At 43.6% G+C, this 17,470-nt stretch carries 12 protein-coding genes and 1 pseudogene; 9 read left to right on the top strand and 4 right to left on the bottom strand.

Annotation, left to right across the window (positions count from 1 at the left end; all coding sequences use genetic code 11):
- Nucleotides 1-5: 5 nt before the first annotated feature.
- From T530_RS0108850 to T530_RS0108830, 5 genes are read left to right on the top strand one after another with little or no spacing between them, the layout of a single operon-like run.
- The gene (locus T530_RS0108850; RefSeq protein WP_027728697.1) at nt 6-1,640 is read left to right on the top strand and encodes a glycoside hydrolase family 43 protein; all 1,635 of its coding nucleotides are present in this window, start codon (nt 6-8) and stop codon (nt 1,638-1,640) included.
- Between the two features lie 8 nt (nt 1,641-1,648).
- Nucleotides 1,649-2,668, top strand: a complete 1,020-nt coding sequence (locus T530_RS0108845) for a LacI family DNA-binding transcriptional regulator (RefSeq protein WP_027728696.1) — start codon at nt 1,649-1,651, stop codon at nt 2,666-2,668.
- A gap of 12 nt (nt 2,669-2,680) precedes the next feature.
- On the top strand, nt 2,681-4,204 hold the full coding sequence (xylB, locus tag T530_RS0108840; protein ID WP_027728695.1) for a xylulokinase: 1,524 nt from the start codon (nt 2,681-2,683) through the stop codon (nt 4,202-4,204).
- A gap of 43 nt (nt 4,205-4,247) precedes the next feature.
- Nucleotides 4,248-4,895: a DUF4867 family protein gene (locus T530_RS0108835; protein WP_027728694.1), complete on the top strand. Its 648-nt coding sequence runs from the start codon at nt 4,248-4,250 to the stop codon at nt 4,893-4,895.
- A gap of 33 nt (nt 4,896-4,928) precedes the next feature.
- Nucleotides 4,929-6,434, top strand: a complete 1,506-nt coding sequence (locus T530_RS0108830) for an L-fucose/L-arabinose isomerase family protein (protein ID WP_027728693.1) — start codon at nt 4,929-4,931, stop codon at nt 6,432-6,434.
- Between the two features lie 179 nt (nt 6,435-6,613).
- Here T530_RS0108830 and T530_RS0108825 read toward each other — a convergent pair whose 3' ends face one another.
- Nucleotides 6,614-7,357, bottom strand: coding sequence for a helix-turn-helix domain-containing protein (locus tag T530_RS0108825; RefSeq protein WP_038074229.1), 744 nt, complete (start codon nt 7,355-7,357; stop codon nt 6,614-6,616).
- A 101-nt stretch (nt 7,358-7,458) separates the two neighbouring features.
- Between T530_RS0108825 and T530_RS0108820 the strand changes: the two genes are divergently transcribed.
- Both T530_RS0108820 and ettA read left to right on the top strand, forming a co-directional pair.
- Complete coding sequence (locus T530_RS0108820) at nt 7,459-8,496, top strand: glycoside hydrolase family 5 protein (protein WP_027728691.1); 1,038 nt, start codon at nt 7,459-7,461, stop codon at nt 8,494-8,496.
- Nucleotides 8,497-8,755: 259 nt separating this feature from the next.
- Nucleotides 8,756-10,492, top strand: a complete 1,737-nt coding sequence (gene ettA, locus T530_RS0108815) for an energy-dependent translational throttle protein EttA (RefSeq protein WP_027728690.1) — start codon at nt 8,756-8,758, stop codon at nt 10,490-10,492.
- 170 nt (nt 10,493-10,662) lie between these two features.
- On the opposite strand, the gene T530_RS14005 is transcribed toward ettA, so the two are convergent.
- Nucleotides 10,663-13,167, bottom strand: a complete 2,505-nt coding sequence (locus tag T530_RS14005) for a glycoside hydrolase family 3 C-terminal domain-containing protein (protein WP_051537913.1) — start codon at nt 13,165-13,167, stop codon at nt 10,663-10,665.
- Between the two features lie 96 nt (nt 13,168-13,263).
- On the opposite strand from T530_RS14005, the gene T530_RS0108805 reads away from it, so the two are divergent.
- Both T530_RS0108805 and udp read left to right on the top strand, forming a co-directional pair.
- A complete protein-coding gene (locus T530_RS0108805) occupies nt 13,264-14,280 on the top strand; it encodes a putative dsRNA-binding protein (RefSeq protein WP_027728689.1) in 1,017 nt (338 codons plus the stop codon).
- Between the two features lie 27 nt (nt 14,281-14,307).
- Nucleotides 14,308-15,093 carry a uridine phosphorylase gene (udp, locus tag T530_RS0108800; protein ID WP_009103268.1) on the top strand — a complete coding sequence of 262 codons (786 nt, stop codon included), beginning with the start codon at nt 14,308-14,310 and terminating at the stop codon, nt 15,091-15,093.
- A gap of 159 nt (nt 15,094-15,252) precedes the next feature.
- Here the strand turns inward: udp and T530_RS15240 are convergent, their stop codons facing one another.
- Nucleotides 15,253-15,849: a hypothetical protein gene (locus T530_RS15240; protein WP_252507362.1), complete on the bottom strand. Its 597-nt coding sequence runs from the start codon at nt 15,847-15,849 to the stop codon at nt 15,253-15,255.
- Nucleotides 15,850-17,460: pseudogene (gene lysS / locus T530_RS14000) on the bottom strand (lysine--tRNA ligase); the annotation flags it as partial. It lies immediately after the preceding gene.
- Nucleotides 17,461-17,470 lie beyond the last annotated feature (10 nt).

The raw sequence follows: 17,470 nt of genomic DNA, 5'->3' as shown, positions 1-17,470 counted from the left end.
AAACTATGGAAAAAGAAAAAATTGTCCGCGTTAGTAATCCAATTCTTACAGGATTTCATGCAGATCCATCTATCTGCATGGCTAACGGTGAATATTTTATTGCGAATTCTACTTTTGAGTGGTATCCGGGTGTAGAAATCAGCCGTTCTAAAGATTTAGTTCACTGGACTTCTGTGCCTTCTCCGCTCAGCGAAAAACGCCTTCTTGATATGAACGGCGAAAAATTCTCATGCGGTATCTGGGCACCTTGTCTTTCTTATTCAGACGGACTTTTCTGGTTGATTTATACAAATGTACGCAACTGGAATGTCGGCCCTCATAAAGATTGCCCTAACTATTTGACAACAGCGCCTTCTATTGAAGGTCCTTGGTCAGATCCTGTTTTCCTTAATGCAAGCGGATTTGACGTTTCTATGTTCCATGATGATGACGGCCGTCACTGGTACATCAACATGGAATGGGACTACCGCGAAACAGGTTACCGCCAGTTTTCTGGAATCGTAATGCGCGAATATGACCCAAAAACTAAAACTTTGGGAGCAGAGCGCCATAAGATTTTTAAGGGAACTGATATCGGTGGTGTTGAAGGTCCTCATCTTTATAAACGCAACGGCTGGTATTATATTGCAGCTGCGGAAGGTGGAACTGATTATCTTCATGCCCTTACAGTTGGACGTTCTCGTTCAGTAACCGGCCCTTACGAGGTTCATCCGAACAATCCGTTAATTTCCGGCTGGGGACATGACGATCACATTTCCATTCACAAGGCTGGACACGGAAGCTGGTGCCCTTCTATTGACGGAAAACGCACATATCTTGTTTATTTGTGCGGACGCCCTCTTCCTGGTACAACAGACTGCGTTCTTGGACGCGAAACTGCCCTTGCAGAAATTGAATGGAAGGATGACTGGCCATATGTAAAAGAACCTGATGGAACTTTGGATAATGTTCCGCCAGATTATGTTGATGTTCCTGTAAGCGCAGATAATGACGGTGTTCAGTCAGCTCCTGGCTGGGGTAAAAATCATTATACCTTTGAAAAGGGCATTCCAGTTGATTTTAAGACCCTGCGAACTCCTGCTGAAGGACGTTATTCAACTACAGAGCGCAAAGGCTGGCTCAGAATGTATGGTGGACAGTCACCTTGGTCATTCTACGAGCAGAGCATTTTCTGCCGCCGCCAGACAGATTTCAAATTTGTAGCAGAAACAAAAATCGACTTTGAACCTGATTATTTCCAGCAGTACGCAGGAATGGTATACCGCTATGATGAAGAGACACAGTATCTTCTTTCAGTTGGTTACAGCGAGACCCGCGGAAAGATTCTTCAGGTAAATACAATCATGCCTCCTCAGACTGGTTTAGCTTCATGGCAGCAGGGCATGGAAATTGAACTTAAAAAAGGTCCTGTATGGATGAGACTGGAAGTAGATGGCAAGATTGGCTGGTTCAGCTGGTCACAGGACGGTAAAGTATTCCATAAAATCAGACCGATTTGCGAACCTGCAAAGCTTTCTGATGAATATTGTGGAATGGGCTTTACAGGCGCTTTTGTGGGAATGTTCTGTGTTGATACAGAGTTCTATAAAAAGGCTGCCGACTTTGAATACTTTGACTATCACGGAATGGATAGAGAATAGGAATTGTAATGGTTACAATTTATGATATTGCAAAAGCCACAGGCTTCTCTGCACCCACTGTTTCCAAGGCTTTGAATGATACAGGACATCTTCTTGAAAAGACCCGTTCTGCAATTCTTGAAAAAGCCCGGGAAATGGGTTACGAGCCGAACAGCGCTGCAAGGAGTCTTGCCACAAAGCGGACTTACCTGATTGGAGTTATTTATGATGACCCTAGCATGCAGCGTGGTTTTAATCACCCGGTATTCTCGGGTGTTTTGAACAAGTTCCGCGAAAGTGTTGAAGCTGCCGGCTACGATATCATTTTTTTGTCATGCCATACAAAACTTTCCTATAAAGCGCATGCCAAATTCCGTAATGTAGAAGGCATTGCAATTATAAATGCAGATTCCAGACTTAATAAGGAAATGAGTGCTTTGAGTGAGATTGGTATTCCTTGTGTTTCTACCAACGCCAGCATTCCGGGAATCTGCACAATTGTAACTGACAACAAAAAGGCGGGCTACAAGGCTGCTGAATATCTTGTGTCAAAAGGACATAAGAAAATCGGCTTTCTTTCGGCTCCAAACGACGAATATCTTCCGGCTTCAAAAGAACGACTTGAAGGTTTCTGCCAGTATTTAACCGAAGCCGGCATTCCTTTTGATAATTCTTATTATGAGGAAAGTGAATACTGGACTGTTCCAAGCGGAAAAGAGGCTTTTAAAAAACTGTATCAGCGTCATTCTGATATGACAGCAATTTTTGCCGTATCAGATTTGATTGCTATGGGTGCGATGAGTTATGCCAGGGAAAACGGTCTTTCGATTCCAGATGATTTATCGATTCTTGGTTTTGATGATGACCGTGTTTCTGAGTATACAACACCGCGCCTTACAACTTTCCGCCAGGATTCAGAAGGAATTGCGTCTCTGGCAGCGGATTTGCTTTTGCAGCATATGGTAGGTTTACCGGTTCCAAACAAACTGATTCATCTGCCTTGTGAATTTATTGAACGTGATTCTGTAATTGATATATCTAAAAAATAGGGGAAAAAGAAGATGGAATATGTAATTGGAGTTGACTTGGGTACAAGCGGTACAAAAACCGTTTTGTTTTCAACTGACGGGCAACCGATTGCTTCAAAGACAATAGAATATCCTCTCTACCAGCCTCAGAACGGTTGGGCAGAGCAGGAGCCGCTTGACTGGTGGAATGCTGCCAGCAAGAGTATGAAAGAAGTCATTGCTAAGAGCGGAATTAATCCAAAAGACATTAAGGGTATTGGTATCAGCGGACAGATGCACGGTCTTGTAATGCTTGATAAGGCTGGAAACGTACTCCGCCGTTCTATTATCTGGTGTGACCAGCGTACTGCCGCTGAATGTGAAGAAATTACATCAAAAGTTGGCGCAGGCCGTCTTATTGAGCTTACTGCTAACCCTGCTTTGACTGGCTTTACAGCAAGTAAGATTTTATGGGTTCGCAATCACGAGCCTGAAGTTTATGCAAAATGCGCTCACATCCTTCTTCCAAAAGACTATGTCCGCTACATGCTTACAGGCGAGTTCGCTACTGAAGTAAGCGATGCTTCGGGAATGCAGCTTCTGGATGTTCCAAACCGCTGCTGGTCTGACGAAGTTCTTTCTAAGCTTGGAATTGATAAATCACTTCTGGCAAAGGTTTATGAATCGCCGGAAGTAACTGGTAAAGTTTCTAAGCAGGCTGCAGAACTTTGCGGTGTGCCTGAGGGAACTCCTGTTGTTGGTGGTGCAGGAGACAATGCCGCTGCCGCTGTAGGAACTGGTACTGTTCAGGATGGAATTGCATTTACAACTCTTGGTACAAGTGGTGTTGTATTTGCTCACACAGATAAACTTTCAATTGACCCTAAAGGCCGCGTACATACCTTCTGCTGCGCCGTTCCAGGTGCATGGCACGTAATGGGTGTTACTCAGGCTGCCGGTCTTTCCCTTAAATGGTTCAGAGACAACTTCTGCGATGCAGAAATGGTAACTGCGAAGGGAATGGGAAAAGATCCTTACTACCTTATGGATAAACAGGCAGAAGGAATTCCAATCGGTGCAGAACGTCTCCTCTATCTTCCATATTTGATGGGTGAACGTACTCCTCATCTTGACCCTGACTGCCGCGGCGCCTTCATCGGTCTTTCTGCAATGCATACCCGCCAGCACATGCTCCGCGCTGTAATGGAAGGTGTTGTTTACAGCCAGCGAGATTCTGTTGAAGTTCTTCGTGGAATGGGCGTAAAAATCAACGATATGCTTGCCTGCGGTGGTGGCGGAACAAGTCCTCTCTGGCGTCAGATGCTTGCTGATGTTTACGGCTGTCCTGTTAAGACTGTTGTAAGTAAGGAAGGTCCTGCTCTTGGTGTTGCAATTCTGGCTGCCGTTGGAACCGGCATTTACGGTTCGGTACAGGAAGCCTGTAAACAGGTTATCAAGACAAATCCTGCTCAGAATCCGATTGCAGAAAATTCTAAGGAATACGAAAAATTCTACAAGATGTACACACAGCTTTATCCAGCTTTGAAAGAAAGCTACGGTAAGCTTGCGCATCTGTAATAGGCTATAAAAAGATCTAAAAAAGGAAAAAAACGAGGAAACTATGAAAATTAAAAGTGTTTTTTCTAAATCGTTTGCAAAGTACGGTAAGGTTCTGGAAGGTTATGATGTTTCTGAACTGGTAAAAAAATTGGATGATTCTACTCCTTGCCCGACTGACGCAACAGTTTACAAGCCTGGTGAGCCTGTACTGGAAAAACTTGCAATCATGCAGGAATTTGCTGACGGCGCTTACGGCGGAATGCCAATTCAGATTGGTTACTGCAACGGCTATAACACAAAACTCAACTGTCTTGAATATCACCGTGGTATGGAACTTAATATTCCTACTACAGATATTATTCTGCTTGTAGCAAACGTAGCAGATATTGAAAACGGAAAACTCAGCACAAAGAAAGTTGAAGCATTCCGTGTTCCTGCAGGAGTTGTAGTTCAGGTTTATGGAACAACCTTGCACTATGCACCATGCTGTGATGTAAAGGCTGACGGTAAGGTAAGTGAAGGTTTCCGCGTGGCAATTGTTTTGCCAAAAGACACTAACACTGCAAAACCTGAGATTAAAGAGCGCGATTTTGAAGACAAGCTTTTATGGGCCAGAAACAAGTGGCTTTTGGCACATCCTTCTTCATCAGAAGCAGGCCAGGGAGCTTATGTTGGCTTGACCGGAAAGAATATTGACTTAGCAAAATAGAAACTGTAATAGTTTAAATAAGAGGTGAAAAAAATGGCAAAATTTGAAAACATTCCAGACGTAAAATTGGGAATTATCGCTGTTAGCCGAGACTGTTTTGTAATCTCGCTTTCAGAAAAAAGACGGGCTGCAATTGTTAAGGCATTTGCAGGAAAGGGTGAGCTTTACGAAGCAAAAACCACTGTAGAAAACGAAAAGGACATGCTTAAGGCAGTTGAAGAGGTAAAGAAGGCCGGCTGTAACGCTCTGGTTGTATTCCTCGGAAACTTTGGTCCTGAAACTCCAGAAACTCAGATTGCACAGAACTTTGACGGTCCTTGTATGTTCGTTGCAGCTGCAGAAGAAACACAGAACGACTTGATTAACGGCCGTGGTGACGCTTACTGTGGTATGCTCAACTGTTCATACAACTTGAGCCTTCGCAAAATCCCTGCTGTTATCCCAGAATATCCTGTAGGAACTGCAGAAGACATCGTTAAGATGATTGAAGAATTCATCCCAGTTGCACGCACAATCATCGGTCTTAAGAACCTTAAAATCATCACATTCGGTCCACGTCCACAAGACTTCTTTGCTTGTAACGCACCAATCAAGGGTCTTTATGACATTGGTGTTGAAATTCAGGAAAACTCAGAGCTTGATTTGCTCGTAGAATACCGCAAACACAAGGATGACAAACGCATTGCTGATGTTGTAAAAGACATGGCTGCTGAACTTGGAACAGAAGGAAACCAGTTCCCTGATATGCTTCCACGTATGGCTCAGTTTGAACTTACTCTCCTTGACTGGATTGAAGCAAACAAAGGAAGCAAAAAATACGTTGTATTGGCAGACAAATGCTGGCCAGCATTCCCTAAGGAATTCGGTTTTGAACCTTGCTATGTAAACAGTCGCCTTGCAAGCCGTGGTATTCCGGTTGCCTGCGAAGTAGATATCTTTGGTGCACTTTCTGAATACATCGGAACTTGTGTAACTGGTGCTCCAGTAACATTGCTCGACATCAACAACTCTGTTCCAGCTGATATGTACGAACAGAGCATTAAGGGCAAATTCCAGTATCCATATACATTGCAGGATACATTCATGGCATTCCACTGTGGAAACACTCCATTCTGCTGCCTTTCACCAAAATCAAAGCCAGCTGTTAAGTTCCAGCTTATCCAGAACCGCTTGCTTGAAAACGGTGGAACTCCAGATTTCACACGCGGAACTTTGGAAGGAGACATTATGCCAGGCGACATCACATTCTTCCGCTTGCAGACAACTCCAGATACAAAACTTCAGGCATACATTGCACAGGGTGAAATCCTCCCGGTTGCAACTCGCTCATTCGGTGGTATCGGTGTATTTGCAATCCCAGAAATGGGCCGCTTCTACCGCCACGTATTGATCAGCAAGCACTATCCACACCACGGTGCAGTTGCATTCGGTCACGTTGGAAAGGCATTGTACACAATCTTCCAGTACCTCAACATTGGAGACATTGCTTACAACCAGCCTAAAGGAACCTTGTACAAGGATGAAAATCCTTTTAACTAATAAAGGGCACGTGCAAACTCCGCCACAAGCGGAGTTTGGTAGCACGCGTTAGCGTGCGACAGAATCCGTTCGCATAATGTAAGTTAAGTCCGCGCAAGCGGACTGCGAATAAAAACCTCCCTTATTTTGGCAGCTGCCGGTATCCTCCTAGAAAAAAAATTGCCCGCGGCTGCCTTTTTTTATTCGGCAGAGCCTTCTTTGTTTCTGAAATTATAAAGACGGAATTTTTTAGGGGTAAGTCCTGTCAGTTTTTTGAAGGTTGCGATAAAGTGACTTTCGCTTGAAAAGTTCAAAAAGTTTGATATTTCGGAAGTGGAATATTCTGTAAATATAAGAAGATTTTTTGCAGCATCAATTCGTTTTGAGATAATGTAGTCTGTAATGCTTGTCCCTGTTTCCTTATGAAAAAGCCTTGAAAGATAAGTTTCGCTGAGGACTGCAGCTTTTGCAATATCTGCCAGATAGATTTTATTGTGAAGATTGTCGTAAATGTAGTCGATTGCAAGCTGGACCGGCTTTGAATATCTGAAGGGCAGGCGGGCTTTCTGCATTCTGAGGACATAGGCCTGGCAGAGTTCCTTGTGAATCTGATGGATTTCTTCCTCAGAATTGCAGCTGTCGATTTTTCTGATGTAAACGTCGCTGAGGTTATAGGCGCTTTCCATTTCAAGACCGCCCTCGATGCAGTAGCGGGTTATAAAGGCGACTGTAATTATAAGGTGATATTTTAAGTTTCGAAGTGGATTTTCACTAAGCTTTCCGAAGCCTTCAATGCAGAGGGGGGTAAAAAGCCTGTGCATTTCTTCCATATCTCCGTTACGGATACTCTGGTAAAAGGCCATTTCCTTATCGTAAGGAATGTGGTTGAGCGAGTATTCCCGGTTATAAAATTCAGTTTTGGCAAGTTCTTCCTTTATTCCCATAGGTAAATTGTAGCACCAATAAGGCATAAAATCAGTTTAATTATGATATAAAAGATAAATAAATGATATTTATCTCTGGTTTTCTGTTCTATAACAATGCTATGAGAAAATTTACAGGATTTGAAAAGGGAATTAATTTGGGCGGCTGGATTTCACAGTGCCGCGAGTATACAAAAGCGCATTATGACAGCTTTATCAGCGAAGGTGATTTGAAAACAATCAGAAGCTGGGGCTGTGACCACGTACGTCTTCCGGTAGATTACAATGTTTTTATGAACGACCAGGGTGATTTTCTGGAAGAAGGTTTTTCTTACATTGATAACTGCATCAGCTGGGCAAAAAATAATGATTTGAATGTGGTTCTAGACCTTCACAAGACTGCGGGTTATATGTTTGATACAAATGCTGTTCCTAACCCGGATGCATTCTTTCAGGATAAGGATCTTCAGAATACTTTTGTGAGAATTTGGGAAACTTTTGCAATCAGATATGGAAAATATTCTGATAGAGTTGCCTTTGAACTTTTGAATGAAATTGTAAATCCTGAATTTGAAAAAGAATGGAATGAGATTGCAACACGTGCCTTTAAGGCTGTTCGCGCTATTGCACCGGATAGCTGGATTATTGTAGGCGGCGTTGATTACAACAGTGTTTCTGCCGTTCCGGGAATTGAAATTCCATTTGACACCAAGACTGTTCTGACCTTCCACTGCTATGAGCCTCTGGTATTTACTCATCAGAAGGCCCCTTGGGTTATTGATATGCCTGCTGATTTTGAAGTTTCATATCCGGGAACTTCCATTGAATATATTCGTGAAAAGAGCCGTCAGATTCCTCAGGCCTGCCACGGAGCAATTTTTGCAAAAAATATGGATAAACTTAAGATTGATGATACTTTCTTTACCACACTTTTTGCTCCAGCCCTGAAAAAGGCTGAAAAGCTTGATCTTCCGCTTTACTGCGGAGAGTATGGCGTAATTGACCGCGCTCCTGCTGAAGATTCAGCCCGCTGGTATAAGGATATTCACAAGGCGCTTGCGGCGCATGGAATTGGTCGCGCCCTCTGGAGTTACAAAGAGATGGATTTTGGCATTACGGGTGAACATTATGCTGAGATTCGTCAATCTGTGCTTGCATAAGGGGGCGTTGCGGGGTGTCCCCGCAGAGAGGGTAGCGGAAGATTGTTTGCGCAGCAAACAGGCTGAAGCGAGGGGGAGGCTTCCCCCTTTCTAAAATATTCAATTTCCTATATTCTATACTCATGGCTAAAACTTTCGATGCCCGATAATCGAAAATCCGTTAAAAAATGAGCCGAAAGGGTCATTTTAGGATTATCGATAAAAGGGTACCGAACAAGCTGTGCTTGTGAGTCATAAATTTTTAGATAGGATGTATAAGATGGCAAAGACCTTTGATGACAAGAAGATTATATACACTATGGACAGAGTTACTCGCAGCTACGGAACTAAGGTTGTTCTGAAGGATGTGAGTATTTCATATTACTATGGCGCAAAAATCGGCGTAATTGGTGCCAACGGTTCGGGTAAATCTTCGCTTTTTAAGATTCTTGCCGGTGTTGATAAGGATTTTGCGGGTGAGACTACTCTGGCACCGGGCTATACAATCGGCTATCTTGAACAGGAGCCTTATCTTGAGCCTGGAAAAACTGTAATGGAAGTTGTAAGAGAGGGCGTAAAGGAAATTACTGACCTTCTTGAAGAATTTGATAAGATTGGAGAAGCTTACGGCGACCCAGATGCTGATTTTGATAAGCTTGCGGCTCGTCAGGCTGAGGTTCAGGAAAAGCTTGATATGCTTGATGCATGGAATCTTGATAACAACCTTGAACTTGCCATGGATGCTTTGCGCTGCCCGCCGGGAGATCAGGTTGTTGACGTACTTTCCGGTGGTGAACGCCGCCGAGTTGCCCTTTGCCGACTTCTGCTTCAGAAACCGGACATTCTTCTTTTGGACGAACCTACAAACCACTTGGATGCCGAAACTGTTGCATGGCTAGAAAAACATCTGCACGACTATCCTGGAACTGTAATTGCGATTACTCATGACCGCTACTTCCTTGATGAAGTTGCCGGCTGGATTCTTGAGCTTGACCGCGGAGAAGGTTATCCGTTCAAAGGAAACTACTCAAGCTGGCTTGAACAGAAAAATCAGCGCCTTGCTCTTGAAAATAAAAATGAATCTGCACGACAGAAGGAAATTCAGCGCGAGCTTGAATGGATCCACATGGGTGCAAAAGGCCGCCAGGCAAAGCATAAGGAACACATTACACGCTATAACGAGCTTATGGCTCAGGAAAGCAAGAAACAGCTTAAAGATACACAGATTTCTATTCCGGCTGGTCCTCGCTTGGGCGGTCAGGTAATTGATTTTGAAGGTGTTTCTAAATCATTCGGCGATAAGCTCTTGTTTGAAAAGCTTGACCTTCATATTCCTGCCGGTGCAATTGTTGGTATTGTTGGTCCTAACGGTGCCGGTAAAACAACACTTTTCAAGATGATTGCTGATGCTGCTGGTCTTCCTGGTGGAGAAAAGCCTGATGCAGGAAGTATTAAGGTTGGACAGACTGTAAAACTCGTTTACGTTGATCAGATGCGTACTGGTCTTGATGAAAACAAGACTGTTTACGAAACTTTGGGTGGTGGCGGAGACCTTGTAAAACTTGGTGCTGTTGATGAAAAAGGCCGCGCTCTTGAAGGCGGCGTTCGTGAAGTAAATGCCCATGCCTACTGCGGCTGGTTTAACTTTGCAGGACCTGACCAGAACAAAAAGGTAAGCGTACTTTCCGGTGGAGAAAAGAACCGCCTGAACCTTGGTATGATGCTCAAAGAGAGTGGAAATGTACTTTTGTTCGACGAACCTACAAACGACCTTGATGTTCAGACAGTTCGTGCCCTTGAAGAAGCACTTGAGGACTTTGCCGGTTGTGCAATGGTTGTAAGCCATGACCGCTGGTTCCTGGACCGTATCTGTACTCATATTCTTGCATTTGAAAATAATTCAGAAGTTCGTTTCTTTGAAGGCAACTGGTCTGAATACGCTGCATGGAAGAAGGAACAGTTTGGTGAGGATGCCGGGGTTCCTAAGCGCGTGCAGTATAGAAAGTTGAGCAGATAAACTTCCTAAAAAAAATCAGCTCCCGGTCACAGGGTGTGAGCCAAAACCGCTCGGTACCTCGCTACATGGCTATTTTTGGTTTGAAACTATCAAACAGCCGCTAGCGCGGCACCAAAAATAGAATGTTTTTGTCCCACACCCTGCTCACTCGCGCTGATTTTTTTTTAACTTTACCTTCCAAATATAAGTTCCCTGCATGCGGCTAAGAACCTGCGGTTTACAAGGTGTACCAGGGCCCTGGCGAACTTTGGCTTGAACTTACAGGCGGTCAGAAGGATGATGCTTTCAATCGGGTTTTCACTCATACCGCAGACGGCGATTTTTACGGCTGGGTCGTTTTCGTTGCGGCCCATTTTTTTGTTGTCTTCTATAATTCCGTTTACAATCTTATCAAGCTGCTTTTTACAGTACTTACTGATAGTAGCTCCTTCGGCAAGGGAATTGTAAATTGTAAAGGTTCCTGGAACCGGGGCGCTGTCGTCCGGAAGAGGCTCTTTGTAGAGGCTTGCAAAATCCTTGTGTCTGAAGATTTCGCCGTCAACGGCATTAAAGTATGAAGGAAGGCGCTCTTTGTCATTTGCCTTGTAGTCTATTCCCTTTACGGTGATTTTTTCAGACAGTTTTACATCAGACAGTGATGCTGCAATCTGGATTTCGTAAACTCCCGAAGGCGCAATATATTTTTTGCTTTCAACGTCAAAGAGGCTGAAGGCTTTAGCGTCAAGTTCAAGGCTAACTTCTTTTTCTTCGCCTGCTTCGAGGAAAACTTTTGTAAAGGCTCGAAGTTCCTTGTTTGCACGAAGATAATCGCATTCAGGATTTTTTACGTAAAGCTGAACAACTTCTGAACCGGCAAACTTTCCTGTGTTTTTCAGGCTGAAAGTTACAGTCAGCTTGTTTTTAGCATTTGCTGTGTCACCGTAGCCGCAGCTGGCACCTACGTTTCCAATTGCCTCGTTAGCATCAGAGGCATCAAAGTCAGAAGCAGAAACTTTCAGATTTGAATATTCAAAGCTTGTGTAGGAAAGTCCGAAGCCGAAATCAAAGCGAACCGGTACTTTGAAAGTGTCGTAATAGCGGTAACCTGTGAAAATGCTTTCGCGGTATTCAATTGCACTTTCTTCTTTGCCCCAGGTTGCGCGCGATGGAACGTCTCTTTCTGAATATGGGAAGCTTTCAGAAAGTTTCCCACCTGGATTAACTTCTCCTGAAAGAAGTGCCGCACAGGCTTCTCCGCAAGACTCGCCTGCCAGTGCCATATGAAGGATGGCGCTCAAATCGTCATAAAAAGGAAGGGCAAATGGCGAACCGCCAAAGGTAACTGCAATCACTTTTGTGTTAACTGTAAAAATCTTATTGATGACTTTGAGCTGCTCGTCAGGAAGTGCCATATCGTGGCGGTCAAAGCCTTCTCCTTCTGTTCGGTTTGTAAGACCGCAGAAAAGTAGAATAGGGATATTTTCTTCTGCGCCTTTTTTTGCAAGAGCTACTGCTTTTTCTGCCAGAGCCTTTCGTTCCTGGTCAGAAGTGCTTTCCACCTTATCATCAGCCGGATATGCTGGTTCGTATTCAATTTCAAAGCCCTTGTTCTTGAGGCATTCAATTACATTCGGACCTTGAGTTGCGTTGATATGGCTGGAACCTCCTCCCTGAATACGCATGTCTTCTGCCATTTGTCCCAGAATGATGATTTTCTGAGGCTTGAGAGGCAGGGCGCCGTCATTTTTTAGAAGAACTGCCGAGTTTTCTGCAATTTTTTTTGCGGTCAAATGAGCCTTTTTGTAATCAGCCTTTATTTTCTGATTGTTTGCAAAGCGAAGAACGATTTCAATTACCTTTTCGCATGCGCGGTCAATTTCTTCTTCTGTGATTTCACCACGTTTAAATGCCTTTTCAAGCTGGCCAGGCTGATAGCCGCCAGAATCAGGCATTGCAAGATTTAATCCCGCTTTTATGCAGGCCGGGAAGTCAACGGCGGCACCCCAGTCAGAAATCAGGGCACCTTTAAATCCCCATTCATCGCGCAGAATGTCTTTGATAATCTTTTTATTCTGGCAGGTGTACTTTCCGTTGATTTTGTTGTAGGAAGCCATGATTGTAGAAGGCTGGGCATTGCGGACAGCAATCTCAAAAGGACGCAGATAGATTTCTCGGAGGGCTCGTTCGTCAACAATGGAATCCGAAGACTGGCGGCGGGTTTCCTGATTATTGCAGGCAAAATGCTTGATGGAAGTTCCTACGTTTCTCTTTTGCATTGCGTCAACATAAGCAGTTGCAAGAGAACCTGCCAGAAGAGGGTCTTCAGAAAAATATTCAAAGTTTCGTCCGCACATTGGCGAGCGTTTGATATTCATTCCGCAGCCAAGAACAATGCCAACTTCCTCCTGTAAGGCCTGGTCAGCAATTGCGCCGGCCATTTCTTTTATTAAATTAAGATCCCAGGAGTTTGCAACGCAGCTTGCGGTAGGGAAGCAGGTTGAAGGAATAGAGTCGTTAATATCAACCTGACCTGCACCCTGCTTTCTAAGTCCGTGAGGTCCGTCTGTCATCATGATTTTTGGTAATTTTCCGTTTGCGTCAGAGGTGTACCAGCCGCCAACGCCGTTCAAAAGTCTGATTTTCTCTTTAAGAGTCAGACCGTTCAAAATTTCTTTTACGTTAGTGTTCTTATCCATAGAAAAATTATAAACGAGGTGGCGGAAAAAGTGAAAAAAATATTGTTGTAAATTTGAGTGTGCATTTTATCGCGCTGTGATATAATGAAATAGTTTATGACAAAATCAGATCTGGAATTGATTCAGCAAAAGATTAATTACACTTTCTCAAATCCCAAACTTCTTGAGCAGGCTTTTACGACAAAGGCTTTCTCAAGAAAAAATCCTGAGCATATGGATTATGAACTTCTGGAATATTTTGGCGATAAGGTTTTGTCTTTTGTTCTTGCCAAGGAATTTGCTGAATATTTCTGTAAGATTAAGAAAAAGCAGCTGGCTTCCAGGGAAACTGAATGTTCCCTTACCCAGCGAAATTCAGAGCTGATTAAGAATGAAAATCTTGCTGAAAAAATTGAAATTGCGGGATTTACTAAATTTGCAAAAAAGCTTCCCTTTGAAAGAATTGTCGGAAAGAGGGAAGGTGATTTACTTGAATCAATTCTTGGCGCTGTTGCAGTTGATTCGGAATGGAATGTTGAAGCAATACAGAAGGTTGTGGACGCGCTTTTAAATCCTTCTTCTGATTTTGAAAAGAATGATTATGAAAAGGAAAGTTTTATAATCCTTTTGAAAAAGCTCTGCAAAAAATATGCAATTCAGATTACGAATTTTCAGATAAGCGCAAATAAGGATAACACCTATACTTCAAAGCTGACTCTTGAATGCGACGGTGATGTAAAGAAATTCAGCCAGAAGGCAAAGACGGAAATCGGTGCTAAGCTGAGTGTTGCAAGAACGGCTTATCTTTTTATCAAAAAGTTCTGGCTTTATCAGCCGGCAGAAGAATGGATAGAAAATCCTGTGAGCCAGCTGAATTCGCTCAGACAGAATAAGTGGATTTTGAGTGCAAAATACGAATGTAGTCAGCTTGAAAAATCACTCTGGACTTGTACCTGCATTGTTGAACGTTCGGAAGACAAGACGGTAGTCGTAGAAGTAGAAAAGCCTTCTATGAAAAAGGCAAAAAATGCTGCAGCCATGAAAGCATTGTGCATAATACTTAATCAGGTTCGCGAAGACCAGACCGGCCGCGGTAAGGGACTTTTACGCCTGATTTTGGAAAAATATATTTAGTTTGAAAACCACAAGGAGAAAAAAATTATGGTAGATTATACAGAAGGTTCTGGAAAACAGTATCACACAGGTGTAGGGCCTGCTGACATTGGCGAATATGTAATTATGCCGGGTGACCCGAAACGCTGTGCAAAAATTGCAGAACATTTTGACAATGCAAAATTGGTTGCAGATGTACGCGAATACGTCACATACACAGGAACGCTGGACGGAGTTAAGGTAAGCGTAACTTCTACAGGTATCGGTGGCCCTTCAGCTTCAATCGCGATTGATGAGCTTGCTAAATGTGGTGCTAAGACTTTTATCCGAGTTGGAACCTGCGGCGGTATGCAGGAAGATGTAATGGGCGGTGACATTGTTATTGCAACCGGTGCTATCCGTATGGAAGGAACAAGCCGCGAGTTTGCTCCGATTGAATTTCCTGCCGTTCCAAATCTGGACGTTACAAATGCCCTGGTTCAGGCTGCAAAAAATCTTGGAATCCGCAATCACGCAGGAGTTGTTCAGTGTAAAGATTCTTTCTTTGGTCAGCACGAGCCGGAAATTATGCCGGTAAGTTATGAACTTCAGAATAAGTGGGAAGCCTGGCTCCGTTTGGGCTGTCTTGCAAGCGAAATGGAAAGTGCCGCCCTCTTCGTAGCCGGAAGCTTCCTCCGCGTTCGCGTAGGTTCCTGCTTCTTGGTAGTAGCCAACCAGGAACGCGCTAAAAAAGGCCTTGAAAACAAGCAGGCCCACGACACCGAGCTTGCCATTAAAACCGCGGTAGAGGCCCTGCGCATTCTGATTAAACAGGATAAAGCCGCTGGTAAGTAAGCCAAAATTATAAGGTTAAATAGAAAAGGGGAAGCTGAGAACTTCCCCTTTTTGTTATGGTTGCTAGAAAAAATTGCCACAACATTTTGCTAAAAGCAAAATGTTAAGCAAAGGTTTGTGTCGCTGCAAACTGTAATTTGCACTACGACCTTTGCAATATTAATGAATAGCGCCGTTCTTATATTTTTCAACGCTTACAAATTTGCCGTTAGCACCAATCTTTTTGCCGTCAATTTCTACAAAACCGTCTTTTGTACAAAGAGACATTTCAGCAAACTTTTCTGGTTTTACAAAGCACATTTCTGCAACGTCTGCTGGAACATCAAATCCTTCCGGTTCAAGAATTGTTCCAACTTCAAAATCATCAGCAAAAATAACTTCGCAGGTGTCATGATCATCAGCTCCGCCTTCGCTTACAGCAAGCAGCATACCGTTACTGCGTACACCGCGGAAGTTTGCAGGCTTAAGGTTGTAAACAAGAACGATATTGCGGTTCAAAAGTTCTTCCGGCTTATAGAACTTAACAATTGAACTTACAATCTGGCGAGGCTCTTCTTCGCCGCAGTTCAAAGTCAGAATGTAAAGGAAGCTTCCTCCCGGATGCTGCTCTACTTTTTCAATTTTGCTGACCTTAAGAATTACACGGCGGCTGAATCGTTCTGCAAGCGGGAGCTTGTCGATTTCTGCCGGAGTAAGCTTCTTTTCTGAAGCAGCTTTTTTGAGCTCTTCTTCACTTACGCCTTCTACACTTCCCAAAAGTTTTTCAAGACGTTCCTGACCGATAATTCTCATAAAGCTTCCAAGACGAGGCCCCTGCTCTTTTGCAATCAAAGCCTGGTACAAAGCAGTGAACAAAGCCTTTGCGTCAAGTCCAAGTTCAGTTGCAACAGCATAAATTGCTTCCTGACACTCCTTATCAGTCTGGAATGAAGAAAGCTTTGGAAGAACCTGCTCCTTTACGCGCTTAATTGCGTCTGCCATCTGAATAGAAAGTTTTGTTTTACTTCCTTCAGAACGGAGTTCAAAGCAGAATTCAGGAGCACAGTCCGGAGCAGAATGTTTAATCCAGAACCATGCACATGCAATACGGCGGCGAAGTCTTTCTTCCTGTTCAGGTTTAACATCACCAAGAGAAGCAATAACTTTATCAGCATCTCCAGAATAAATCTGAAGAAGGGTTGTCAGCATACGGAAGGTAATCTGGTAAGGCATTGTCTCAGGAATCTTTCCATCAATCTGGCTGAGCATGTAAATGCGCTTTTCTTTGTTAAAGTGGTCTTCGCTCTTAGCCTTGTCAATTCCGTAAACAATGCGTTCAGTTTTGTCGTAGTCCTCATAAACCTTAAGAACATCCATATCAAAACTGATGGCAAATTCTGTGTTAGGACGAGTTCCCGCAAAAATGTAGCGGAGAACTTCAGCCTGATAAACATCAAGAGCATCAGGCAAAGCAATAACCTTACCCTTAGAAGAAGACATCTTTCCAGGAACACCCTTAAGGTTTACAAAGTCGTAACGCATAGTAATTGGTGCGTCCCAGCCGTAAATTTTCTTAGAAACAAGTTTAGCTGTGTCGTAGCTTCCGCCCGGGCTGATGTGGTCTTTTCCACCCGGCTCGAATACAACTTTTTCTTCGTTCCAGCGCATAGGCCAGTCAACACGCCAGCCGAGCTTAGCACCCTTAAAAGTGCGGATATCAGCAGTTTCGCAGTTACCGCATTCACATTTGTAAGAAATGCCGTATTCTCCATCGTAGCCGGTAATCTCAGTAGTATCTTTAGAACATTTACCGCAGAAAATAGCAACTGGCCAGTAAACATCGCTGTCCTTCATTTTGTGAGCGTCATCACGGTATTCGTTCAAACAAGCCTTGATAACGTCTCGGTTCTGCATAGCCTTGCGCATACCTTCAGCATAGCGGTTTGCACGGTAGCGGCTTGCCTGATAAAGGAACTCCGGAGCAATACCAACGCGGGGAAGCTGCTGTTCAATATCAACCTCGTGATGGCGTGCGTAGTTTTCGTTACGTTTAGTTGTATCAGGAACTTCAGTAATAGGATAGCGAAGGTATTTTTCAAGGATTTCCGGGTTCGGCATGTTTGCAGGAACCTTGCGGAATACGTCATAATCATCCCATGAATAAATAAAGCGAACCTTCTTGCCGCGGTCGCGAAGTGCGCGTACAACCAGATCTACAGTAATAATTTCGCGGAAGTTTCCAAGGTGAACTGTTCCCGAAGGTGTAATTCCCGACGCGCAGGTGTAAGAATCCAAATCACCCTTTTCACGAATAATTTTGTCAGCCATCTGATCAGCCCAGTGGCAAAGTAAAGGGTCTTTCTTATTATTTTCGTTATTGTTACTCATAGCGTTCTAT

Source organism: Treponema sp. C6A8 (genome assembly GCF_000619925.1).
Lineage (GTDB): Bacteria > Spirochaetota > Spirochaetia > Treponematales > Treponemataceae > Treponema_D.
The sequence above is the reverse complement of the archived record's forward strand: the minus strand, read 5'-3'. Positions and strand labels throughout refer to the sequence as shown.